Source organism: Reichenbachiella carrageenanivorans, assembly GCF_025639805.1.
In the GTDB taxonomy this organism is placed as follows: Bacteria; Bacteroidota; Bacteroidia; order Cytophagales; family Cyclobacteriaceae; genus Reichenbachiella; species Reichenbachiella carrageenanivorans.
The window spans coordinates 3594825-3619893 of the sequence record NZ_CP106735.1; the positions used below are offsets into that span (position 1 = coordinate 3594825).

The window sequence follows — 25069 nt, forward strand, 5'->3', positions numbered from 1 at the left end:
ACCCATCTTAACCCTATTGATTGTAAAATAAAATACTAGCTAGAATTTTAAAGGAAGGGAAGGTTGAAGGTTTATGTCATTTTGTGGTTGGGAATGCTTACGCATTATTTTGGCGCATATGCGCAAGTAGACACCCTTCAAATCAACTACATAGGCCAGGAGCAAGGCATTACTCAGCTCAATATTCAAGAAATAGTTCAAGATGATCTAGACTACCTCTGGTTTTCCACAGAAGATGGACTACACAGGTTTAATGGCAAACAGCTCAAAGTATATGAGGACAATCCACTAGACAGTCTGAGTATACCCGATGATCACAATAGAGGACTACTTATCGTAGACGACACACTTTGGATTGCTTCCAATTCTAAAGGTTTTTTTGGTTTAGATCTTCGTGCAGAAAAGTTTTTCATTCCGTTCGACAGGCTTTCCGAAGTTATCTCTTATCATGTTTTTCAACTCGACGAGACTCATCTCTTATTTTCGTCTGCCAATGTTTTTAATATTTATAACCGAAAAACTAAACAACTGAAAGAAGTCGTATTGCCACATGAGTACTCAGAAAACTATGTGAAGGCGATAACCAAACTTCAAGACGGGATTTATGCCTTGGCTACGCTGAGCTCAGGTTTGTTGATCTTTGATCTGAGTACAATGAAAATTATCCATCAGCAAAACCTTGACGAATCTGCTCATAATGCTGTTTTGTTGGTAGATGATCAATTGTACATAGGTACGGAGTTGGGGTTGTATGTCATGCCTCTGTTTAGCTATGAAGCGATAAAAGTAGTTGCTAATGAAGTGATCAATTGCATCTTTTTGGATGAACATGGAACATTCCTAATAGGAACTGAAAGTGGTTTGATGACTTACGACAGGTTGGACCAGTCTTATGCTTTTCAAATACTTAAAGACCAATCCGATAGGGTTTATGCCCCCTTAGAGGTCACTTCAATCTATGGAGATGAAAAGGGGAATTTATGGATTGGTACTGCAGGAGAAGGCTTGCATTATTACAACAAGTATCAAAAGAAATTTCACTCAATTGAAATCAGACTGGATGGCTATACAAAAGACACTAGACTGAGTACGTTTCAATTCATGCCAGATGTAGATTCTACGTTGTGGTTGGGCACCACAGACAACGTGCTCAAGTACAATTATAAAACCCAGCGATTCAAACATTACAGTGCCCCCCCCAAGGCATTGATATATGCTATGGAACGCGATCTGAATGGTGATATTTGGTGTGGGGGCTTTGAAGGAACAGGATTGCTCAAATACAATTCTAAACAGGACAAATTTGAGCAAGCAGTAGTGGCAGATGGCTTTAATAATGATAAAACCGTCATTGACATTCGCCCGCTTAAGAAAGACAAACTGCTAGTATCGACCTGGTCTAGTGGCATGTATAGCTATGACTTGGTTAATCATCGCTTTGAAGAATTTTTGGTCAATGGTGAAAAAATCAATCGTGTACGCACATCTTTTATCGACAGTAGACAAAATCTGTGGCTAGGTTCTGATCAAGGTGCTTATCGTATAGCAGATTTGGGAGCGGGAGCTGTTCAGCTTTTCTCAGATCATTTGCCCGATTCATTCGCAATCAATAGTAATCGCATTTTCGCTATCAATGAAGACGCCAACAGTAACATCTGGCTAGGTACAAGTTCGGGGCTTGCACAAGTACAACGAGATACCTGGAAGACTCAGCGGTATTATCAGCAAGAAGGTTTTCCTAATGATTTTGTGTATAGTGTGCTTATCGATCCCAAAGGCAAAATTTGGATGGGTACCAATAAGGGGATTGCTGTTTTAGACCCAGTTACGGGCCAGTTTGTAAACTATTCTGAAAAGGATGGCCTGCAAAACGATGAGTTCAATGGCAAGGCAGCTTTCCATGACGAGTTTGGCAACTTTTATTTTGGAGGAGTCGATGGAATCAATGTTTTCAATCCATTGGCCATAAAAACCAACCCATATCACCCCCAAGTACACCTAGAGTCTATCGAATTGTTTAATGAACCTATAGATGTAAATACACTATACACGGATACGTATGATTTTCATAGTGATGAAAATGTGCTGACGTTTCGCTATGCGGCAAACAATTTTCTAAACCCGTCTAAGGTCAACTATTCCTATTACATGGATGGGTTTGATAAAGGTTGGCGGCCAGCTACCAAGAGCCAAAATATTACTTATACCAACCTACCTCCAGGAGAGTATACTTTTCGTATCAAAGCCACTAATGACCATGGCGTCTGGGGCGACGAACGAAAGGTGAAAATCACCATCATACCACCATGGTATGATCAAATATGGTTTAGATTGGTGGTTTTATTTACGCTGGTTTTGTCTGTGGTGGGATATATGCTGAACAAGTCCTACAACTACAAACGTAACCAAATCCGCCTAGAGTACATCGTGCAAGAACGAACCAACGACCTGCAGAAGGCACTGAGTGTATCTAACGCTCAGCAGGATAGTATCAAGTTTTTGATGCGTGAACTGAAGCATCGTGTGAAAAACAATCTGCAGATTATTTCTAGTTTACTTAGCCTACAAGCCATGCAGATCAACAACAAGGAAGCTGGTCGTACTTTGCAGGTAGCCAAAAATAGAATCTTGACGATTTCACATGTGGAAAACATCATGGATTCCGAAAAAGAACATGTACAGGTAGATGTGTTTACCCGAGAGCTATGCGACAATGTATTGAAACTCATAGCGATAGAGGAAAAGCCTAATTTTGAATTAAAATATGAGCTCCAATCAGCCAAGGTCACTAATTTTAATATCACCTACTATGGTTTAATGATTAATGAATTGATTACCAATACCAGTAAATATGCTTTTGATTCATATAATGAAAAGAATGAATTGTATATAAAGTGTAAGATAGAAGGGGACTTGTTAGTTTTGGAAATTGCAGATAACGGGAAAGGTTATCAAGTGGAAGAGATCAAAGCTAACAGCATAGGACTTGATTTGGTCAAAGATATGGTCAAACAACTGAAGGGTGATATACAAATAGAAAACCTAAACGGAACCAAAAATATAATTAGAATACCGTTGATTTATGGATAGCCTAAAAATTCTGCTAATAGAGGATGTATTGATAATAGCCAAGGACATAAAAGTGACTTTGGAAAAAGACAAATATGCTCAGGTAGAGATAATAACAAACCCTGAAGATGCTCGTGTGAGCTATGCTTCTAATGACTATGATTTAATTATCTCTGATATCAATCTCAACGCTGAAATCGACGGTATAGATTTAGTGAAAGAATTATGCGTGCAAAAGAGAGTACCTATTGTGTATCTCACCGCTTATAGCGATGCCGCCACCGTGACTAAAGCAGAACAGTCATTGCCTTTTGCATACCTACTCAAACCGTACAATTCTAACCAACTCAAACTAACGATTAATTTGGCCATGCTCAATGCTCAAAAAGAGCATCAATCCATCGAATACGATGAGAAAAACGTCGAATTACTCAATGCATTGACACGCCGAGAACGCGAGATATTGTTTATTCTGGCTTCGGGCAAAATGAGTAAAGAGATTGGTGATATACTCAATATAGCTACCAGCACTGTAGAAAAGCACAAGCAACACATTAAAGAAAAGCTAGAACTAAAAACTCTTGGCGAATTGGTCAATTTTGCTGTATCTACCAAAACAGTGACTATAGATTAAAAACAAAAAATCAGCTCTATTCTAAAAAGATTCTGATGAGGATATTCCTTTTCACTCTCAGGGATTTCATGGCTTGGTGTGTGAAATTTTGGTTTAGCTTTGCATTAAAAATATAGCCTAGAGATCAACTTTATGGAGACATTCAATCTCAAACCAGACGAAGAATACATTGAACTTAACAACTTACTAAAAGCTATGGGTTGGGTGGCTACAGGAGGTGAGGCTAAAATCAGAATAGACAGTGGAGAAGTGAAAGTGAATGGTGAAGTAGAGACCCGCCGCCGAAAGAAAATGAGAGCAGGGGACGCCGTCGAATTTGAAGGAGAAAAAGGAAAAGTAGCATAATATGTATTTGAAAACACCACTAGGTCGCTTGCGTCTATTCGCCATACTAGAAGGGATCAGTTATTTGTTATTTGGGATCACCATGCCACTTAAATATATGCTCGACATCAAAGAACCCAATTTTTATGTGGGTATGATTCATGGGTGGCTATTTATACTCTACGTAGTGCTTTGCTTTCAAAACATCTATCTTCGCCAGTGGAATTTTAAAACTTCCATGATAGCTCTTGCTGCATCATTAATCCCTTTTGGGACTTTCTATGCGGATGCCAAAATTTTTAAAACAGCACAAGTTTCTAAAAGATAATCACCTTAGTACTTAATGCTTTGAAAAACTTTTATACGGCCAAGGCCATATAAATACTAAATTTGCGCCACGCAAAAACACTACTTTAATACATGCAAAAAAATCATTTCTATCTCATCGAGATACAATACCTCGGGTTTCGCTATCATGGGTGGCAAAGGCAGCCAGGAGTGAAGACCGTACAAGAGATGATCGAGCGTACGCTCAAATATATATTGGCCGACAAGCCTTTCAAAATACTGGGTGCTAGCCGTACAGATGCTATGGTGTCTGCTACACAGGCGGCTTTTGAGCTCTTCTTGCAAGAGCCTGAAGACCCCTCACTACTCTTGGCAGCTTTTAATGAAAACCTACCAGCAGATATAAGAGCCACAGACATCCAAGAGGTAGACGCTACATTCAATGTCATTCAGCATGCCAAGCAAAAAGAGTATTTATACTTATTTTCTTTTGGTGAAAAAAACCACCCTTTTGCAGCGCCTTATATCACTTATATTAGAGAGGAATTGGATGTTGAATTGATGAAAGAGGGAGCGCGTTTATTTTTGGGTAAGCATAATTTTAGCGAATACTGCTATAAGCCCAATGAAGGAACCGTGTTTGAACGTGAGATTTTAGAAAGTGAGATTGTGGCCAATGACATTTGGACCGCTAATTTCTTTCCCACTCAGAGTTTTTTATATCGGGTAAAAGGCATGGGGTTTATGCGCAATCAGATCCGGTTGTTTATGGGGCGTTTGTTTCGGCTAGGCAAGCATGAGATCACATTGCAAGATATCGAACAGTCGCTGACGAGTCCTTCCGAATCTCCAACATACTATATAGCACCAGCTTCTGGGCTGATGCTACATCAGATGGCGTTCAAATAATTAGGATTTGATAACAAGCTAATAATTAGTAATATTGAACAAGAGCTACGGTTCTTAATAATTTCATAATGCAACTCAATGAGTCTCGAACAATTAATCAATGAGCGGAATGAAGCCATACTCAAAGTAGATGAGTATGGTTTACTGTGTATGACTACACCCTATATGCCGCCTGAGGTAAAGCATGATCCTAGCAAGCAACTACTCTATACGTCTAAACAAGCCTATATGTGGGTGCCTATTTTGGCGTATATCGTAGAAAACGTAGACATTTCAGAAGAAGACATGAAGATTTTTTTGGAGATGTCGCTAGACTCGCTGACCACACACCATAGGACACGCTGGAGCAATAGAGCAGAGGCACTCGAAGGTATGCTAGAGATGCTCAACTCGATGTTGTTTTATACTACACGTAAAAAACTAGAAGATCCTATTTTTGAATACGCCTCCTTATTTGGCGGATCTATTGAAGACATATTAGATCGATTGGAAGGCTTAAGCTTGGTAGAGGAGCATTATATAGAGCCGATTGGCAATCAGCAAGTGGCCATGATGGGTTTCGTTCCCTTTGGCTTTACCAAAAGAACCCGATTGGGAGAAGAGTTGTTTGCCAAACTTAATAGCTTGATGCTATTTTATGCCCAAAAGAATTTAGTAGAAGAGTCCGATTTCAAAATCCATTACAAATTCTTCCGTGCTTGGGAAATATTTAAAGAAATAGTGATGAAAATGGATAAACCACTAGACAAGAAATAAGAAAAAAATCACTTGCCTTTTTTATTATTTTAAGATCATATGAATCCCATCAAAGGCCTCCTTATTGATATCGACGGTGTTTTAATAGAAGATGGTCATGCTTTGGATAAGGCAGTGGATAAACTGAATGAACTGAAAAGTAATTATAGCATTAGGTTGCTGACAAATACCACTACCAAGCGAGTGAAAGAAATCCATCAAATGTTGACACGCTTGGGATTCGATATTCATCAAAATGAAATTGTGACAGCTCCAGTGGCTGCTCAAATACTGCTAAAGCATAGCGGTTATACCCGTATCTATCCTGTGGTAAGTACTAATATTTTGCCTGAATTTGAGGGTTTTACATTTGACGAAAAAGAGCCTCAAGCGATTGTAGTTGGTGATATTGGGCGACGTTGGGATTATGACTTATTAAATCAGATTTTCAAACCTCTGATGAGTGGAGCAGAGTTAATTGCTTTGCACAAGGGAAAGTTTTGGAAGAGTGAAGGAGCCCTGCAGCTGGACATTGGGGCGTTTGTAGCAGGGCTAGAATATGCCACTGGCAAGGCTGCTACCGTGATAGGCAAACCCAGTAGGTCTTTTTTTGATGCTGCATTAAAAAGTATGGGCTTACCCAAAAATGAAGTATTGATGATCGGGGATGATATCGATGGAGACATAGGAGGAGCACAGCACGCTGGTATAAAAGCTTGTCTGGTGAAAACCGGAAAATATAACGAACAATTTGTGGCTCAATCTGAACTAAAACCAGATCAGGTCATAGCTACCTTTGCTGCTCTATCTTTATAGCATAATCTACTCTCTTTCATGTCGTTAGACCTTATCTAGTCGCTCACATTGGTTTAGTGTTTGCAAATAACTGGTAAGGTCTAGGTCGGTAGGTAATTGAAGACGCTTTTTCAATCGGTATTTAGAAGTTTGAACGGTTCGCTTGGAGTGATGGAGCAGTTGGCATATTTGATCCGTACTCAAGTTGAGTACGAGCAAGGAGGCAAACCTTAGCTCATTTTCAGTGAGGTCAGGTGTCTTACTGAGCAACTTTTGAAAAAACTTAGGATTCGTTTTTTCAAATCGAATTTTAAACATTTTCCAATCTTCTTCCAATCGCATTTTAGATTTGATCTCAGAGAGTAGTTCCTTGCTTGCTAGATTGGGCAAGGTGCTCATGTGATGATACACCTTATCTAATATTTCTTTTTTGGATGCTGTGATGATGGATAAGTTATAAAGTTCATTGTTTTTTAGTTGCATCTCAGTCTCGTGTTTTTCTTTTTCAAGCAACTGGATGGATAGCAGGTGTTCTTTTTCTTTTTGTTTTTCTCTGAGCTCAAAAGAGGCTTTCACTGCTTTCTTTTTGTTTTGGTTCATTTTTCGAGTCAAACCCAACTGGAAACAACACAGTTCAAAACCATAACCTATCAGGGTATAATGGTATGATTCTGTCAGAAATGAAAGATGAAGAGACAAACTGGTAAACACGGCTCCTGCAATTCCAAACATTAAACCTGCAATGACGAAATACTTATTTCTTTGCTTGGATAGCAATACCGTAAACATAAAAGGAATGGAAACGATAGCTATAGAGGTATTGGTGCGAGGTAAAAAATGGTAATACACCTCTGTGGAAATCATATAAAGAACCATCATCGACACAGAAATGAATGCAGCATAACCGATAAACAATTTGGCAATTCGCCAGGAGCGGGCGTGTGTATATCTGTAGTCTAGGTAATTGCTGGCAAAAAGAGCATAAAGCATCCAGTTGACAGGAAACAATATACTCGCATCAAAATTGAATCGAGGGGCGACAAACCATGTGAATTTAAAATACCCACAGAGGTAAAGGCTCAGTGAAATCACAAAAAAGAGATAATACAAATTGCTTTTTTCTTTGAATATCAACCCTAGTGATGAATTGGTCAGAAGCAATACCACGACCATGCCTACGAAAATGCCAATGGCTAAAAGATCATTGATAGCCTGTTCTCTAAATAGGTCTTCGCGTTGAATGAAAAAATGATCTGCCACTTTGAATGGCATCTCCCATACCTTACCTTCAATCTTGATATATAATCGCTTGGCCTCCTTGGCATCAAGTGCGATTCTAATCTTTGTTTCATTGTTTTGTCCCGTATAAAAATCGTCGTGGACTTTGGAGAGTAATACGCCTTTTTTTTCGCTACGAATTAATTCAGTGTTTTTAAATTCCCAGAATTCAACTTCCCATTCATTGCTAAAAAGTAGAAAAGCCAATGGGGACGAACTGCTATTTTCAAAGTCGATGCTATACCAATAATTATAAGTAGAAAAGTGCTCAGACAATGTATCCGTATATACAAATCCGTCGGCATTTAAGACTTCATCTATGTTCATTACACCAGTGGTGTCTATATACAACCCAACCTGATGAGCAGGTAGTTCTGATTTGTTTAAATAATCGGTAGTCGCCAAGCTAACCCGCTCCAATTCCGCAGAGAGTACTGGACTGACCAGCCAAAGTGAAAGGGTGATAAATAAGAAACTAAAGCTTTTTTTCATGAGTGTCAAAAAAGAGAAGCATGACTTAGGCGAATATAAGGTGATTAGGGCCTTGGTGTGTAGTTCTGGAATTAAAAAACGGCATGTAGTAGCTATGTAGTAGGCCTTTTTTGTAGGATTTTAGGGCTATAGCGTACTATTGGGCTTCAATCAAACTATACTGAATAAACATGAAATCTTTTCGAAACCATTTAAATACTATACTATTTCAATCTATAATTCTAGGGCTTTTTACCTTTTTATGTCTGGGCTCAAATAGAGGCTATGCTCAGTTTGTTAGAGATGAAGCGGCTAGTACTATCATTCAAGATATGGCAGGTACCAAAGCCGATTGGGGTGACTATGACAATGATGGAGATCTAGACTTGGCAGTAATCGGAGGTAACGGTTCTAGCTATGCCAAAATATATAGAAACAACAACGGTTCGTTTGAAGATATAGAAGCTGAACTACAAGGCATTTCAGATGATGGCTATGTTATGTGGGGAGATTTTGATATGGACAACGATTTGGACTTGCTGATTACTGGAGGGGCTACAATTGGCGTTTTTCCTAATCAGCAAGACATAAATATTAGCTATATCTACCGAAACGATAATGGGGTATTTGTAAACCATCATGCTGAACTCACAGGAGTAGCAGGATGGGGGCTATGGGGTGATTATGATCACGATGGGGATTTGGATATCGCTCTGATTGGCCCTCCTACAAATACAGAAGAAAATGATGTCATAAAAATATACAACAACGATCAAGGGGTATTTGCCGAAGTAGATATACCGCTACAGCTGACACGTCGTCATATGGGAGCCTCAATAGATTGGGGGGATTATGACAATGATGGAGACGAAGATTTATTTGTGTCGACCACAGGAGAAAGCGATGAAGCTTTAGAAAACTGGATTTCTGTCATTTTAAAAAATGACGATGGCGTATTTTCAGTTGTATACCCTAATATTCATGGCGTATTTGATAGTCATGTCAAATGGGGAGATTATGATGCAGATGGGGATTTAGACTTGGCTATCATGGGGATCAACCGAAAGGATAAGGATGTTACTACGATCTATAAAAATGATGAGGGCGACTTTAAAGACATTGGATTTGATTTTGGAGGCAATACCGACGATCATAAGTGTGCGTGGGGTTTCTTAGACTGGGAGGATTACGATACGGACGGAGATCTTGATTTACTAGTATCAGGTAAGAATGGAGCAACATTTACATTCATTACTAAAATATTAAGAAACGAGGAGGGCATATTTAGCGACATGTATATGCCTCTGCCAGGTGCACTTGGGTATGCCATTTGGGGTGATTATGACAATGATTTTGATCCAGACGTATTGATAGGAGGCGTTCAGCTAGTAGATGGTAAATATGAGAACCTTACAGAATTGTACATCAATGAAATCAGAGCACCTCATACCATCACGTTCAATCCTATTGAAGAGAAAACCTACGGAGATACTGATTTCGAAATACTAGCTGAATCTAGCGCAGATCTTGAAGTGAAATATAAATTGATCAGCGGAGCTGCTACCTTAAATGATCGCTCCATTAGTATTCATGGTGCTGGTGAGGTGAGTGTGCGCGCCTTTCACGCAGGAACCGAAACGTATAACCCCAGCCAAAAAGATCAGTTGATTTTAGTGAAAAAAGCGATTTTAACCGCAACAGCAAATAATGAGTCCATCGACTTAGGAGATGCCATACCCGAGCTTGGCATCTCCTACGATGGATTTGTGAATGACGAAGATGTCGATGATTTGCAAGAAGCACCTAAAACAAGTACTACCGTTACTACAACAAGTGACCCAGGTACGTATACCATTCGTTTGTCTGGTGGGCTGTCCAGCAATTACGAATTGGTATTGGTAGATGGTGTACTAACTATCGAAGGGGTAGTTATGGAGGCGGGTTTAAAGTCATCGCATATGATGGCATACCCAAATCCGACTCGTGATGTTTTGACCATCGATGGAGGGGGAAGTTGGCATAATATGAAACTCTACGACTTGAGTGGACAACAATTGCTTATTAACATACAAGGCAACTCATTAGATCTTTCTTTGCTGCAAACGGGCGCGTATATTCTTCATCTCACTGATACCAATGGGACAACTGTTTTTAAACAAAAAATAAGGAAACAGGATTAGACCTTGTAATTGAAAATAAAGAAGGCATTTAGCGAATCAAGCTATTTGCCTTTTTTCATATAGCCTTGCATCAGATTGCCAGCTCTAAACGAATAAGACAGAGCCGCAGGAATGAGTGTTTCTGCCTCTATTAGTTTGGCTTTGGCTTCTTGAACCAGGGCAGTCATTTCTTGCTCTAGGGCGACAGCTTGTGCTCGTCGCTCTTCTGCTTTCGCCTTAGCAATATTCAAATCCGCCATGGCTTGATCGATTTGCAATTTAGCGCCAATGTTTTTACCAATATTGATATCTGCTATATCGATAGAGAGAATTTCGAACGCAGTGCCAGCGTCCAGACCTTTGGATAGAACTAATTTTGAAATGGCTTCTGGTTTTTCTAAAACCTCCAAGTATGTTTTTGCCGCACCGATTTTGGAAATAATACCCTGACCTACACGTGCTTTGATGGTTTCTTCTCCTGCACCGCCTACCAATTGTTTGATGTTCGTTCGAACCGTTACGCGTGCTTCAGCAATCAGCTGGATGCCATCACGAGACAAACCAGTAATAGCCGGAACAATAATCATATAAGGAGTCACTGAGATGTGAACCGCCTCCAGCACATTTCTACCTGCCAAATCTATGGCGGCGGCTTGTTTAAATGACATTTCCAGATTGGCTTTTCCTGCTACGATTAAGGCTTTGATGACTGACAATAATTTGCCATTTGCCAGGTGGTGGGTTTCCATTTGTTGGGTTGTTACATCCATGATACCAGCTTTGGAAGCCAAAATCATCATGTTGACAATCAACCCTGGCGGCACACGACGAAATCTCATCATTGCCAAATCCAACAGATTGATATGAACGCCTGAAAACGCAGCTGTGATCCATAAATTGACAGGAATGAGATAAAGGATTAAGGAAATTCCTACAAGGGTAAGTCCAGCGAATAGAAGAATGGAAAGGATCATGTATAGTATCAAATATGTACCGCGGAAGGTACGCCTATTCCTCTGCTACTGTACTATAACATGGCTCTTATATTATGTAACTTGTGAGAGCTTATGTCTCTTTCTATATAACATGACAAATAGCAGGTAGAAGGAGAGGCGCAAATGACAAATGTGTACATTGATGGTGTGCCGAATTTGTATAAACGTTAAATTAGAATAAAAAAAGCACATGGTACGTTCTGTTTTTACACTTCTTTTTCTAGTCAGTTTCTCATACGCCTTTGCCCAAAATGTATTGGTGAGTACCCTTCAAGGGTTTGATGCAGCGGTAGAAGGTGCAAATGCTGGCGATACCATTTTTTTGACAAATGGGACTTGGTCCGATGTCGTACTGAATTTTTATGCCACTGGAACCTCCGACAATCCTATTGTGCTCACAGCTCAGACACCTGGTGAGGTGATATTATCTGGGTCGTCAAGGTTAAAGATTTACGGTGAGCATTTGGTTGTTCGTGACTTGGATTTTCAAAAAGGAAGCACATCAGGAGATGCCATTGTTGAATTCAGAAAAAGCAGTGACGAGCTGGCGCAAAATTGTAGACTCACCAATTCTAGAATTCTAAACTATAATCCTGCCACAGATGCTATTGATTACAAATGGGTGTCTATGTATGGTAGCAATAATAGAGTAGACCATTGTCATTTTGATGGAAAAAATAACGAAGGAGCCTTACTCGTGGTATGGCTGACTGGGCAAGCTAATCATCACAGGATAGATCATAATTATTTTGCTAATATTCCTAGCTTAGGTAGAAATGGAGGCGAGACCATTCGAGTGGGCACCAGCACCAATAGCATGACAGAATCCCGTACGATAGTGGAGTACAACCTCTTTGAAGCATGCGATGGTGAAATTGAAATCATTTCGAATAAATCTGGATTTAATATCTACAGGTATAACACCTTTAGAAACAACGATGGTACATTGACTATACGACATGGCAATGATTGTGAGGTTTATGGTAATTTCTTTTTTGGAGGAAAAAATAAATCTTCTGGAGGTGTACGTATCATTGGCGAAAGGCATAAGGTCTACAACAACTACTTTCAGGATTTGAGCGGAACAGGGTATAGAGCAGCGATAAGTATGATGAATGGTGTCCCTGATGCAGCACTCAATAGTTACTTTCAAGTTAAGAATGCGGAAGTGCTTAATAATACCCTGGTTGACTGCGAAGAACCTTTTGCAATAGGAGAGGGAAGTGATAGTGAGAAAACATTGGCTCCGTTGGATTGTGTCATTGCCAATAATATTGCTATCCGTACGACGGGTAGTAAGGCTATTACCTATACCGATACTCCTGTGAATATGACCTACGAATCAAATTATATAACTGGAAATGTTGGAATCAGTGATGCCGGAATTGTCAATGAAGATCCAGGGTTGGAGTTGACTGACGGACACTGGCGAGCGAATAGTTCCAGTGCCATTACAGATGCAGAAGCACGTGCAGTTAGCTATTTGGATTTGGATATTGACGGTCAGGCAAGAGATGAAAACCCAGACATTGGCTGTGATGAAGTAGCCGATTCTGAAATCACCAATTTTCCATTGTCACAAGAAGATGTAGGCTTTGATTGGAGCCATTCGGGTACGCCACCATTACTAACAGTACATAAAATAGATGATAAAATAAATATCACATACAGCAATGGTCGGCTGGTGATTCATGGGTTAGAAACAACCGACCTTCCTGTCAGATTGATTATTCACGATTTGCAAGGCAGGCGATTAATAGCTGAAAACATTGCCAAGACAGATTTCAGCCTTCCGTTAGATTTTGGTGGAATCCATATCATCTCACTGGAGAATCAACAGGGAGTGATTCGCTACAATGCCAAAGTTCTAATTTCAGAAAAGAGATGATTACCCATCCGTCTTGCGTGCTTCCTTGATGGCTTCGCCCAACTGAAACACAGCCAAAGCGTAGAGTGGACTATGGTTGTACCGGGTGATTACATAAAAATTCTTGAAGGTAACCCAATACTCTTGACTGCCGTCTTCCATGTCCATCACTTGAAGCGAAACCAATTTAGAAGGACTCACTGGCTCTGCGGGTTCATATCCCTTTTGGGTATAAAATATTATCGTGTTAGCGGGTTTTACACTTTGTTTGGAAAGCGTTTCAGCGTGCTCGCTTTTGTTAGCGGGCATGGCTACCAGTTCACCTTTGTTCCACCGATGCACTTTCAGGTAATTGGCCACGCTGGCTATACCATCTTCTACCTGATTGATCAGGTCAGCTCCTGAGTCACTGTCGTAGCTTTTGGCATAGGCTAGATAGCTGCTCGGCATAAATTGGCCATAACCTATAGCACCAGCGTACGACCCTTTGACAACCAAAGGATCAAGTCCTTCTTTTTTGCATAGTTCCAGATATTTACCCAATTCTTTTTTGAAAAAAGACGATCGCTTTGGATATCCAAATGCCAAAGTATATAAGGCATCTAACACACGGTACGTTCCCATGCGTGCTCCAAAATAGGTCTCTACACCTATGACCCCAAGGATGGTTTCTATAGCCACGCCAGTTTCTTCACTCACTCGATTGAGCGCCTGCTCATTTTCTTTCCAAAAAACTACTCCTGCATGGATTCGCTCAGAAGTCATGAAAATATTTCGATAACGCTCCCATGTCATGGTCTTTTCTGCTGGTCGCGACATCTTTTCTATAATCACAGGCTGAAATTCAGCTTGATCGATAATATAAGCAATGTCTTTCAGTGGTCGCTTTTGCTGATAAGCTGAGATTCTCACAAAATCATCTACAGCTGATTGATCCACTTGGGCATAGCTCACAGGTGGAATAAACCATCCCAAATAAAGCATGAAGAGTATAGAGATGCTTTTGGCCGAGAGGGTATGGGTAGTGTTCATAAATGTAAACGGAATGATCTGTGGTGAATTTCACCATTTAACAGACAACAACAAAGTACTGACACACTTATGCTTTATTTGCAATAAAAAAGAGGAGGGTATTGAATTCACAATTCAGCCAAAGAGCTACACTATTGCTATCCGACCCTATTTTCTTTAATGACTGGAATTTTTAAGCATAAAAAAACCTCTAAAGCTGTGACAATCTTAGAGGTTTTAAATTGATTTTTTTATCTATTTAATGCTCTGCTTCTACTCCTGGTAGACTTTTGACCCAAGTCACCAATTGAGAAACTTGCTCTGGAGAAAGACTGGCATCGCCATGTAGAATGGTGTAGGAACTCAACGGCATTTCGCCTTTTTCTACTTCTTCGTAAAATTCCTCTAGCTTGTGAAGGGCTTTCTTTTCAGTATAAGTGCCCCATGTCGAGAGGTTAAAGTGTTTTCTACCATCTTCGATATGATCGCCAATCCACCAAGAAACAGGAGCCACGCTAGCATACCAGGGGTATTTGGTTTCATAAGAATGACAGTCGTAGCACGAGGTTTTTATGATCTGAGCGATTTCTGCAGGAGGATTCATCATTGTGATAAAATCATTTTTCGCTTCATAAGCTGGAATTTCATTATCGAACCCGAAAAATTGGATGAAGACCAATACTGTCAAAAGACCTATTATAATTTTAGTTTTTATAGTCATGTGAAATGCTTGTTATTTCTATTCGAAGATAAAAAAATTAGATAGTAAACCCACCATCGGCTGTATAAACGCCTCCTGTGCAATATGAAGAAGCCTCTGAGGCAAGAAATAGAGCCAAACCAGAGATCTCGTCAGACTCCCCAATACGACCCAAGGGCAGGTGTTTGATGAATTTTTTGGTCAATTCGTCATTGGCCCACAGTGCTTCGCTAAACTTTGTTTTGATCAAGCCTGGGCAGATTACATTGGCACGAATGCCTTGTGGTCCTAGTTCTTTGGCTAGCACTTTGGTTAGGGAGATGAGCGCAGCTTTACTCACACTATAGATGCCTAATTGAGCCTCGGGAGAAATACCCCCCACACTGCTGATATTGATGATAGACCCGCCAGCCTTCATATGTGGTGCGCACAACTTTACCAGTTCAAACGGTCCCTTCACGTTCACATCCATGATTTTATCAAAGGCATCTAGGTCTGTATTGATCACAGGCCCAAAGACAGGGTTGGTGGCGGCATTATTGACTACAATATCCACTTGGCCATAAGCTTCGAGGGTTTGATCTACAAGATGACCGATTTGCTCCATGTCTCCCGTGTTGCAAGCGACACCAATGGCTTCAAAGCCTGCTTCGTTTATTTTGTCTGCTACTTCGTCTACAGCTTCTTGCTTGCGGCTAGATACCACCACTTTGGCACCAGCTGCGGCATAGATACTGGCCATGGCTTCACCGATACCTTTACTGGCACCTGTTACGATGGCTACTTTGTTTTTGAGTGAAAATTTGCTCATTGGGTATGATTTGATTTAATGTGAATATCTGTTTGGGGAAAGGGGATTTCTATCCCATGATTGTGAAAGGCATCGTAAATATCAAACCTAATGTCACTCTTAATGGATTCGATCTCCCACATGTTTTTACACCAAAATCTAATTTCTAAATCCAAAGATGAATTTCCGAAGTCAATGAATCTAGCAAATGGTTTGGGTTTTTTAGCTACTTCTGGATGCCTAGCAGCCACATCTTCGATGAGCTTGGTCGCCTTGCGCACATCAGTACCATAGGCTACGCCCACATTTACTTTGAACCGAGTCGATTGGCGGTTGTGCGACCAATTGATGACTTTGTCGCTTACTAGTTTGGAGTTGGGCACGATGATAATGATACCATCCCTAGTCACCACTTCGGACGTACGGATATTGATTTCTGTGATTTTCCCAACTAAGCCTTCTAGCTCCACAATATCTCCAATGGAGACAGTGCCTTCAAATAACAGCACTAAGCCAGAAACTAGGTCATTGAACTGCTGCTGTACCCCAAGCCCAAACCCAACCAATAGAGCCGCCGAACCAGCCAGTAGCAAGGTGAGCTTGACGCCGATCAATTCTAAACCAGCGGCTATGGCTGCTACGATCACGATATACTTTACGATTTGATAAACAGCCCACGCCCGACCTTCATCAAACTTATTGAACTTGATTTGTCGTTTGAAAAAACGGCGAACCAAGAGTAAAACCAGTTTGGCAATCACTATTACACCAATCAATGACAGCACATGATAAACCATGATGTTGATGTCGCCAAAGTGTAAAAGTTTAAATTGAAGAAACTCTTTCATATCGTTTAAGTAGTAGTTGGTTTATGGATTAATCCATAATTTCCATAATTGGCTTTTGCAATGCAAGATTATTAGGATAGAAAACCACCTTTTTCTTTTCTACTTCTAGCTGTAGCGAAAACAAGGTCATATCCAATATGGTACCTTCGACTGTATTGTCGCCATCGATGATTCGGATCTTAGATCCGATACGATGAGGAAAACTGAAAAACAAAACGGCACTTGCTGTGATGTTGCTCAGGATAGACCAACTGGCAAATAAAGCAATACCTGCTACTGTAAAAAATGATGCAAAGTATATGGCAATACCCTCAAAGGTAATGTTCCAAATAAAGCCTAAGATAATCAGACAGGCCACCAAAAAGGTACTATTGATGATTTTGGCTGTATCTGCCGCTCTTCCTTTTTTGAATTTTCGGCTTGTGGCAAACTTTTCGGTATAGCGTCTGGTGAGAAATTTAGCTACAGAATAAACAATGAGGATGCCTACAGAGAGGAGACTTTGGATGATTAACTTTTCTTGCATTACGTTTTACTTCTTCTACTTTTTTGAGTGAATGATAGGCCGAAGTTAGAATTTAAATTTTATTTATAATGGGCCATTGTACAACAAAATCGACCTATTTTTGATTGTAGTATAGAGAAAAATATAATTATGATGAGATTAACATTAATAGCAGCAGTAGTATCACTTTCCTTTGTTTTTATATCCTGTGATGAATTGGAGGACGCCCTCAATCAAGACCTGTCTAATGACGACATCGTAGCTGGACTCAAAGAAGCCCTAGACACTGGTATAGATAGTGCTGTGACTTCTGGCTCGGCCGTAGATGGGTATCTCAAAAATGAATTGATCAAAGTGCTATTGCCAGAAGAAGTGAAAAAATTACAGGCGGAGATTGAAACAGGGAGTATCAACCTTGCGGTTACCTCCGTATCCTACCAAACCATCTTGGATGCCTATGTGAAGACCAATCCCAAGATTGACAATGATCCTTTTGACGAACTAGTCACAGCGATGAATCGAGGCGCAGAGCAAGCAGCTTCCAAAGCCAAGCCCATCTTCGTGAGCGCCATCAAAAACATGAGCTTCACAGATGCACTCAATATCCTACAAGGCGATGAGACTGCCGCTACCGACTATTTTAAATCAACTACTAGTGCAGCACTGATCACGGCTTTTCAACCAGATATCAAAACCGCACTAGGCGAAACAGCCGCTACAGATATCTATGCTGGGGTAGTGAGCTTTTTGAATTGGGAGTATAAAGTGAGTGGTTTAATCCCCATAGAAGTAAAGGTCAATGACTACATTGGCAAAAACTTAGACTTGCCTGAGTCGCTCGACGAATATGCCACCACCAAAGCCGTGGATGGGCTGTTTTATCTAGTAGGGGAGGAAGAGAAGAAAATCAGAAAGGATCCCTTCGGGTATGCTAGCGACATCATTCAAAAGGTATTCTCAAGCGACGAAGCGCAAGGGAAGTAAGTGCTTTTTAGTTTCAAATGGCTTACAGGCAGGAGACAGAATTAGCCCTTTGAATCCGAAGTACATTATATACATTTGCAGCACAAAACTGACGCGAAAAATATGATCAAGATTACCAAACTCCTGTACACACTATCGATATTCATTTTTCTTGCCATGCTCTTGTATGTATATGCATTTCTTCCAGAGCAATTCGGCATCTTTTTCGATGGTAGTGGAAAGGCATCGATCATGATAGGTCGTACGGATTTTTTTTATGCTGCATTGGGTTTGTTTGTCCTTACCAACGGCGCCATTTTATTGTATAGGCGTATGAATCGCGGCTCGCTCAACTTGAGCAAAACCAGTTTTGATGAAATGTCTGCGCCAGAGATTGTCTACCATTGGCTCAATGGGTTGTCGTTCGTCATCAACGTGATTTATATCTTCTCTATCATGTTTGTGGGCATGTATCACAATTCAGAGCATTTCGACATTGCCAATTATGCGGCGCTGATTTACATCGGGCCTGTACTTTTGGCTGGCTGGATTTTTTGGTTTATTTATTTGCAAATTTCTAAGCGATAAAAAACCAACTGTTTATCAAATACTTACCTTGATCGAATTAAATAATCGGTCAAATATTGAAACTGTTTTTGGGCTGATCTCAGGAGATTCTGGTTTGATTTTTTTATTCCAAATGTTCTATATTCACCTTCAATTTTGGAAAGTGAAAAACCCCCATTTTTTGTTTTTGATTAATCACCTTTAGGAATAGGAGACGTATGGCTGCTAGTGTAGAATATAATGAAGACAGTATAAAATCGTTGGATTGGCGTGAGCACATTCGCCTAAGACCTGGTATGTATATCGGGAAACTAGGGGATGGATCTGCTGTAGACGATGGCATCTATGTCTTGGTCAAAGAAGTAATAGACAACTGTATCGATGAGCACGTCATGGGACATGGCAAAACGATACATGTCAAAGTAGGCGATCATCGAGTAGAAGTACGTGATTTCGGCCGTGGTATTCCATTAGGCAAAGTGGTAGATTGTGTATCCAAGATCAATACAGGAGGGAAGTATGATTCATCCGCTTTTCAAAAATCTGTAGGTCTGAATGGAGTAGGTACCAAGGCGGTCAACGCCCTGTCTACTTATTTCAAAGTACAATCCTTCCGCGAAGGAGAAACTAAAATGGCTGAATTCAACACGGGGCAACTAACCAACGATGCACCCATTACCAAAACAAGTGATCGAAACGGCACGTTGATCACCTTCGAGCCAGACAATACGGTATTCAAAAACTACCATTTCATTCCAGAGTATTTGGATAACCAAATCTGGAATTACGCTTTTCTAAACGCAGGGCTGACCATCAATTTTAACGGTCAGAAATACCACAGCGAAAATGGTCTTTTAGACCTATTGACTCGAAAGTCTAATATGGACAATATTCGATACCCAATTATTCATCTAAAAGGAGAAGACATCGAAATTGCCATGACTCATACCAACCAGTATGGAGAGGAGTACTACTCCTTTGTGAATGGGCAGTATACCACACAAGGCGGTACACACTTGTCCGCTTTCAGAGAAGCAGTAGTCAAAACCATTCGGGATTTTTATAAGAAAGACTATGACGCGGCAGATATACGAGCTAGTATCGTAGGGGCGATTGCCGTACGAGTACAAGAACCTGTATTTGAATCACAGACCAAAACCAAGCTAGGGTCGATTAATGTAGCGCACGATGGCCCTACCATGAGAAGCTTTGTGTTGGATTATATCCGAAAAGCACTCGATGATCATTTGCATAAAAACCCTGATGTAGCCGATGCGCTACTCAAGCGTATCCTCCAATCAGAGCGCGAACGAAAGGAAATTGCCGGCATCAAAAAATTAGCCAACGACAGGGCTAAAAAAGCCAACTTACACAACAAGAAATTGAGAGATTGTCGTCTGCACTTCGACGACAAGAAGCAGGATGAAGACAAGCGATCAGCGACTATGCTCTTCATTACAGAGGGAGACTCTGCCAGTGGATCGATTACCAAATCCAGAGATGTACAAACGCAGGCAGTGTTTAGCTTGAGAGGTAAGCCGTTCAACTGCTTTGGCCATACCAAAAAAGTAGTGTATGAAAATGAGGAGTTTAACCTCTTGCAGCATGCGCTTAATATAGAAGATGGTATCGAAGGTTTGCGTTATCGTAAAATCGTCATCGCTACCGACGCAGATGTGGATGGCATGCACATTCGATTGCTACTACTGACTTACTTTTTGCAGTTTTTTCCTGAGTTAGTCAAAAGTGGGCATGTATTCATTCTCGAAACGCCTCTGTTTAGGGTTAGAAATAAGAAAGAAACGATCTACTGCTATAGCGACGAAGAGCGTCAGCGTGCCATAGCCAAGTTGGGCAACAAGCCCGAAATCACTCGATTTAAAGGATTGGGTGAGATATCTCCAGAAGAATTTGGGGAGTTTATTGGAGAAGATATTCGGCTAGAGCCAGTCATATTAAAGAAGGATACCAAAATCGAAGATTTGTTGAAATTCTATATGGGTAAAAATACACCTGATAGACAGAATTTTATTATCGACAAGTTGAGAGTAGAAAAAGATCTAGTGGAGGAAGAATTAGTTTAACCAATGGAAGAAAATAATCATAATAACGGGCAAGAATCACCTAACGAACCTCTACACGATATCATTCCAGTATCGGGCATGTACGAAAATTGGTTTTTGGACTATGCCTCTTATGTCATACTCGAAAGAGCAGTACCAGCTATTAATGATGGACTAAAGCCAGTACAACGCCGTATCCTCCATGCCATGAAGGAAATGGATGATGGCAGGTATAATAAGGTGGCCAATATCATCGGTAGCACCATGCAGTATCACCCACACGGCGATATGTCTATCGGCGATGCCATGGTAAACATGGGACAAAAAGAACTGCTCATAGATATGCAAGGCAACTGGGGAGATGTACGTACAGGCGATCGAGCGGCAGCCTCTAGGTATATCGAAGCCAGACCTTCCAAGCTAGCATTAGACATCCTCTACAATCCTCAAACGACCGAGTGGCAGCTGTCTTACGATGGTCGAAAGAAAGAACCAGTTACTCTTCCAGTTAAATTTCCATTATTGCTAGCACAAGGCGTGGAAGGGATCGCCGTAGGTTTGTCTACCAAGATATTGCCTCACAACTTTTGCGAACTGATCGACGCATCCATCAAACACCTGAAAGGCAAAAGCTTCAAACTGTACCCAGATTTTCAGACTGGAGGAATCATCGATATAGAAGAGTACAACAAGGGCCATCGTGGTGGAAAAGTAAAAGTTCGGGCAAAGATCGAAGAATTTGATAAAAAGCAGTTGGTTATCAAAGACATCCCCTTTGGCACTACGACCACCAGTTTGATTGAATCAATTATCAAGGCCAATGACAAAGGTAAGATCAAAATCAAAAAGGTGATAGACAACACAGCCAAAGACATCGAAATTTTGGTGCAATTGGCTCCTGGTGTGTCGCCTGATATTACCATAGACGCACTGTATGCCTTCACGGACTGTCAGGTCTCTATCTCACCCAATGCTTGTGTGATTGTAGATGACAAACCGATGTTTACCAATGTCCATGAAATCCTCAGGCTCAATACAGACCAAACAGTCAACTTACTCCGTCAGGAATTAGAAATTCGAAAAGGGGAGTTGTTAGAGAAAATTCTCTTTTCTTCTTTGGAGAAAATATTTATAGAAAATCGCATTTATCGAGACATTGAGGAGTGTGAGACATGGGAGGCCGTGCTCGAAACGATCGACCAAGGCTTAGAGCCATTCAAATCTCAGTTCTATAGAGTAATCACACAAGACGATATTGTGCGATTGACAGAGATCAAAATCAAGAGGATTTCTAAGTTTGATAAATTCAAAGCAGACGAGTTGATGAAAAGGCTGGAAGAAGAGCTCGCACAAGTAGAGCATGACTTGATCCACATCATCGATTATTCTATTGCATATTATCAAAACCTATTGACCAAATATGGTAAAGGCAAAGAGAGAAAAACAGAGATTTCATCTATCGAAACCATCGCTGCTACAGAAGTAGCCGCCAACAACGCCAAGCTTTACGCCAATTTCAAAGACGGCTTTATTGGATTTGGTCTAAAGAAAGACGAATACATTTCAGAATGCTCTGATCTGGACGATATCATCGTGTTTAGAAAAGATGGTCGATGTGTGGTTACCAGAATTCAAGACAAAGTCTTCGTAGGCAAAGACATCATTTATGCAGGTGTGTTCAAAAAGAACGACGAACGCATGGTTTACAACCTTGCATACTTAGATGGAAAATCTGGCCGTACGATGGTCAAAAGGTTTAATGTGACTTCTGTTACACGAGACAAAGAATACAATCTTACCAAAAGTGAAAAAGGATCAAAAGTGCTTTACTTCACGGCCAATCCAAATGGCGAAGCAGAGGTCATTACTGTATACTTGACGGCTGGTGCCAAAGCTCGAAAAAAGGTATTTGACTTCGATATAGCCGACATAGATATCAAGGGCCGTGCTGCTGGTGGCAACATACTGACTAAATACCCTGTACGCAAAATTGATTTGAAGTCAGAAGGAAAATCAACGCTTGCAGGTACAGACATCTGGTTTGATGAATCTATCGGAAGATTGAATAGAGACGAAAGAGGAGTGCATTTAGGTAATTTTAATGCAGATGACTATATCATCGTATTCTTTAAAGATGGCAGCTATGAGCTGACTTCTTTCGAATTATCTAATCACTACAATACAGGGCAAATGTTTAGTATTCATAAATTTGACCCCGATAAAATTGTTTCTGTCTTGCACCAAGATGGAGAATCTAAAGTGGTGTATGTCAAGCGTTTTATGATCGAGACCATGACCGTTGGTAAAACCTTTTCCTTTATCCACGAAGCGCCTAATTCGAAGTTGCTACACGTTTCTATAGCGGATCAGCCACAAGTAAAAGTGACCTACAGAAAGAAGGGAGAACGTTCGAAGAGCGAAAGAGAACTAAATCTAGCCGACCTTATTGATAAGAAAGGGTGGAAGTCGATTGGTAATAAATTTCCCGTACAAAACATTTCTATAGTAGAGGAAATACAATCAGAAGAAGAAAAAACAGAAGAAAAAGGCTCTACTGATGTAGATCCAAATCAACTGTCCGAACTGAAAGCAGAAGTGCAAAAGGAGGTAGAAGAAGAGGAAACGAAGAAACCTGGATTTGATGTTGGGAGTTCTATTGATCTGAATACAGATAAAAGCAACGATGATGATGAAAAACCACAATTAGGGCTCTTTGAATAATATTGAATACCAAAAAGAGCTATTGGCTTATCTATCGGACTATGTGACCGACCATAAAAAAGAGCTTTTTGAGGAAGTACTCAGTCAGCGTACGAGACACCTCACCGTGGTATTAGAAGATTTGTTTAAAGCGCACAACGGCAGTGCTGTCATGCGTACGGCAGAGGGTATGGGCCTACAAGATATCCATGTGGTAGAACAGCGCAATGCTTATGATTATAACCCATACGTGCTAAGAGGAGCGGGTAAGTGGCTGACTCTGTACAAGTATAAAGACACTGATCAAAACATGAAGGTTTGTTTTGATCATTTGAAAGCCGAAGGCTATCAAATCATTGCCACTTCACCACACGAATACGCCAAAGACTTTAGAGACTATGAAATCACTCAAAAGACAGCAGTAGTATTCGGTGCTGAGGAAACAGGAATCAGTGACTATGTAAAGGCACATGCCGATGATTTTGTTAAAATCCCCATGCATGGGTTCACCGAGAGTTACAACATCTCTGTAAGCGCTGCTATCATCCTAGAAGACTTCAGCCGCCAACTAAGATCAAAAATAAAAGGCATAGGGCTAACGCCAGAGGAAATATTTACGTTGAAATTAGAATGGTATCAAAAAATGGTACCCAATGTCGACGCTCACTTAAGAGCCTTCGACAAATCGTATAAAACCAAGCTGAACTAAACAAGATGTTGGATATCATCAAATGGCTGACCATCAGCACCCTTTCCTTTGTAGTGATATGCAACCTATGGATTGTTGGCACCACACATGAGCGAGTGATCCGAGACAGTAGCCAACTCATAGGTGCCGAAGTAGGCCTCGTATTTGGCACTAGTCAACATCAAATAAACGGAGAATCCAATCCATTTTTCACCAATCGTGTGGCTTCAGCCAAGCAATTGTTTTATACCGGAAAAGTTGAAAAATTGGTATTAAGTGGTTCTAAAGACTCTATTTATTATGATGAAGCCGAAGCTATGAAATCAGCTTTGCTGGAGCAGGGGATAGCTGATGAAGTGCTTATACTAGACAAATATGGTAATCGTACGATAGAATCTTTGTCCAGATTGAGAGATGTGTATGGCTATAATCAGTGTATACTCATCACCCAAGAGTATCATGCCTACCGCTGTTTGTTTATCGCCCAAAAGCTCGGTTTGGATGCCCAATGTTTCGTGGCACAAACCCCAGATCGTAAAGAACACATCTGGGCACTACTCAGAGAATTGCTAGCTCGTACCAAAGCAGTCATTGATTTATACATTCTACCCGCCCAAAATGACTGATCTTTGATTAATTCAAAGCATTGTTTTTTTTCTTAACCCCTTATCATAACTTCGTGTCAAACTTGGTGAATTAGGCGTTATTGG

The 25069-nt window shown here is 40.6% G+C and carries 22 protein-coding genes; 15 read left to right on the forward strand and 7 right to left on the reverse strand.

Annotation, left to right across the window (positions count from 1 at the left end; translation table 11 throughout):
- Positions 1 to 93: 93 nt before the first annotated feature.
- The 7 genes from N7E81_RS14500 (at position 94) to N7E81_RS14530 (ending at position 6775) form a co-directional block, all read left to right on the forward strand.
- Positions 94 to 3090 carry a ligand-binding sensor domain-containing protein gene (locus N7E81_RS14500; RefSeq protein WP_263050313.1) on the forward strand — a complete coding sequence of 999 codons (2997 nt, stop codon included), beginning with the start codon at positions 94 to 96 and terminating at the stop codon, positions 3088 to 3090.
- The gene (locus N7E81_RS14505; RefSeq protein WP_263050314.1) at positions 3083 to 3703 is read left to right on the forward strand and encodes a response regulator transcription factor; all 621 of its coding nucleotides are present in this window, start codon (positions 3083 to 3085) and stop codon (positions 3701 to 3703) included. The genes N7E81_RS14500 and N7E81_RS14505 overlap by 8 nt, the downstream gene beginning before the upstream one ends.
- Before the next feature lie 132 nt (positions 3704 to 3835).
- Positions 3836 to 4048 carry an RNA-binding S4 domain-containing protein gene (locus N7E81_RS14510; RefSeq protein ID WP_263050315.1) on the forward strand — a complete coding sequence of 71 codons (213 nt, stop codon included), beginning with the start codon at positions 3836 to 3838 and terminating at the stop codon, positions 4046 to 4048.
- A 1-nt stretch (position 4049) separates the two neighbouring features.
- The gene (locus N7E81_RS14515; RefSeq protein ID WP_263050316.1) at positions 4050 to 4355 is read left to right on the forward strand and encodes a DUF3817 domain-containing protein; all 306 of its coding nucleotides are present in this window, start codon (positions 4050 to 4052) and stop codon (positions 4353 to 4355) included.
- A 92-nt stretch (positions 4356 to 4447) separates the two neighbouring features.
- Positions 4448 to 5224: a tRNA pseudouridine synthase A gene (locus N7E81_RS14520; protein WP_263050317.1), complete on the forward strand. Its 777-nt coding sequence runs from the start codon at positions 4448 to 4450 to the stop codon at positions 5222 to 5224.
- Positions 5225 to 5302: 78 nt separating this feature from the next.
- A complete protein-coding gene (locus tag N7E81_RS14525; RefSeq protein ID WP_263050318.1) occupies positions 5303 to 5980 on the forward strand; it encodes a hypothetical protein in 678 nt (225 codons plus the stop codon).
- 39 nt (positions 5981 to 6019) lie between these two features.
- Positions 6020 to 6775, forward strand: coding sequence for a TIGR01458 family HAD-type hydrolase (locus tag N7E81_RS14530; protein ID WP_263050319.1), 756 nt, complete (start codon positions 6020 to 6022; stop codon positions 6773 to 6775).
- Positions 6776 to 6799: 24 nt separating this feature from the next.
- Here N7E81_RS14530 and N7E81_RS14535 read toward each other — a convergent pair whose 3' ends face one another.
- Positions 6800 to 8524 (reverse strand): 7TM diverse intracellular signaling domain-containing protein, encoded by a 1725-nt coding sequence (locus N7E81_RS14535; protein WP_263050320.1) that lies wholly within the window; start codon positions 8522 to 8524, stop codon positions 6800 to 6802.
- 311 nt (positions 8525 to 8835) lie between these two features.
- On the opposite strand from N7E81_RS14535, the gene N7E81_RS14540 reads away from it, so the two are divergent.
- Positions 8836 to 10683, forward strand: a complete 1848-nt coding sequence (locus N7E81_RS14540; protein WP_263050321.1) for an FG-GAP-like repeat-containing protein — start codon at positions 8836 to 8838, stop codon at positions 10681 to 10683.
- A gap of 41 nt (positions 10684 to 10724) precedes the next feature.
- Here the strand turns inward: N7E81_RS14540 and floA are convergent, their stop codons facing one another.
- Positions 10725 to 11636 carry a flotillin-like protein FloA gene (gene floA, locus N7E81_RS14545; protein ID WP_263050322.1) on the reverse strand — a complete coding sequence of 304 codons (912 nt, stop codon included), beginning with the start codon at positions 11634 to 11636 and terminating at the stop codon, positions 10725 to 10727.
- Between the two features lie 211 nt (positions 11637 to 11847).
- On the opposite strand from floA, the gene N7E81_RS14550 reads away from it, so the two are divergent.
- Positions 11848 to 13545, forward strand: a complete 1698-nt coding sequence (locus N7E81_RS14550) for a polysaccharide lyase 6 family protein (protein ID WP_263050323.1) — start codon at positions 11848 to 11850, stop codon at positions 13543 to 13545.
- Here N7E81_RS14550 and mltB read toward each other — a convergent pair whose 3' ends face one another.
- The 5 genes from mltB to N7E81_RS14575 form a co-directional block, all read right to left on the reverse strand.
- Positions 13546 to 14556 (reverse strand): lytic murein transglycosylase B, encoded by a 1011-nt coding sequence (gene mltB / locus N7E81_RS14555; RefSeq protein WP_263050324.1) that lies wholly within the window; start codon positions 14554 to 14556, stop codon positions 13546 to 13548. It lies immediately after the preceding gene.
- A 238-nt stretch (positions 14557 to 14794) separates the two neighbouring features.
- On the reverse strand, positions 14795 to 15256 hold the full coding sequence (locus N7E81_RS14560) for a heme-binding domain-containing protein (protein ID WP_263050325.1): 462 nt from the start codon (positions 15254 to 15256) through the stop codon (positions 14795 to 14797).
- Positions 15257 to 15293: 37 nt separating this feature from the next.
- Positions 15294 to 16046: a glucose 1-dehydrogenase gene (locus N7E81_RS14565; RefSeq protein ID WP_263050326.1), complete on the reverse strand. Its 753-nt coding sequence runs from the start codon at positions 16044 to 16046 to the stop codon at positions 15294 to 15296.
- A complete protein-coding gene (locus N7E81_RS14570; protein WP_263050327.1) occupies positions 16043 to 16873 on the reverse strand; it encodes a mechanosensitive ion channel family protein in 831 nt (276 codons plus the stop codon). Before N7E81_RS14570 ends, N7E81_RS14565 begins: the two co-directional genes overlap by 4 nt.
- Positions 16874 to 16901: 28 nt before the next feature.
- Positions 16902 to 17399: a mechanosensitive ion channel family protein gene (locus N7E81_RS14575; protein ID WP_263050328.1), complete on the reverse strand. Its 498-nt coding sequence runs from the start codon at positions 17397 to 17399 to the stop codon at positions 16902 to 16904.
- Between the two features lie 129 nt (positions 17400 to 17528).
- On the opposite strand from N7E81_RS14575, the gene N7E81_RS14580 reads away from it, so the two are divergent.
- The 6 genes from N7E81_RS14580 (at position 17529) to N7E81_RS14605 (ending at position 24985) form a co-directional block, all read left to right on the forward strand.
- Complete coding sequence (locus tag N7E81_RS14580; RefSeq protein WP_263050329.1) at positions 17529 to 18362, forward strand: DUF4197 domain-containing protein; 834 nt, start codon at positions 17529 to 17531, stop codon at positions 18360 to 18362.
- A 102-nt stretch (positions 18363 to 18464) separates the two neighbouring features.
- Complete coding sequence (locus tag N7E81_RS14585) at positions 18465 to 18929, forward strand: hypothetical protein (protein WP_263050330.1); 465 nt, start codon at positions 18465 to 18467, stop codon at positions 18927 to 18929.
- Between the two features lie 197 nt (positions 18930 to 19126).
- Complete coding sequence (locus N7E81_RS14590) at positions 19127 to 20992, forward strand: DNA topoisomerase IV subunit B (RefSeq protein WP_263050331.1); 1866 nt, start codon at positions 19127 to 19129, stop codon at positions 20990 to 20992.
- A 3-nt stretch (positions 20993 to 20995) separates the two neighbouring features.
- On the forward strand, positions 20996 to 23692 hold the full coding sequence (locus tag N7E81_RS14595) for a DNA gyrase/topoisomerase IV subunit A (RefSeq protein WP_263050332.1): 2697 nt from the start codon (positions 20996 to 20998) through the stop codon (positions 23690 to 23692).
- Entirely contained in the window at positions 23685 to 24380 is a 696-nt protein-coding gene (locus tag N7E81_RS14600; RefSeq protein WP_263050333.1) for a TrmH family RNA methyltransferase, read from the forward strand. Before N7E81_RS14595 ends, N7E81_RS14600 begins: the two co-directional genes overlap by 8 nt.
- A 5-nt stretch (positions 24381 to 24385) precedes the next feature.
- Entirely contained in the window at positions 24386 to 24985 is a 600-nt protein-coding gene (locus tag N7E81_RS14605; RefSeq protein ID WP_263050334.1) for a SanA/YdcF family protein, read from the forward strand.
- Positions 24986 to 25069: the final 84 nt, after the last annotated feature.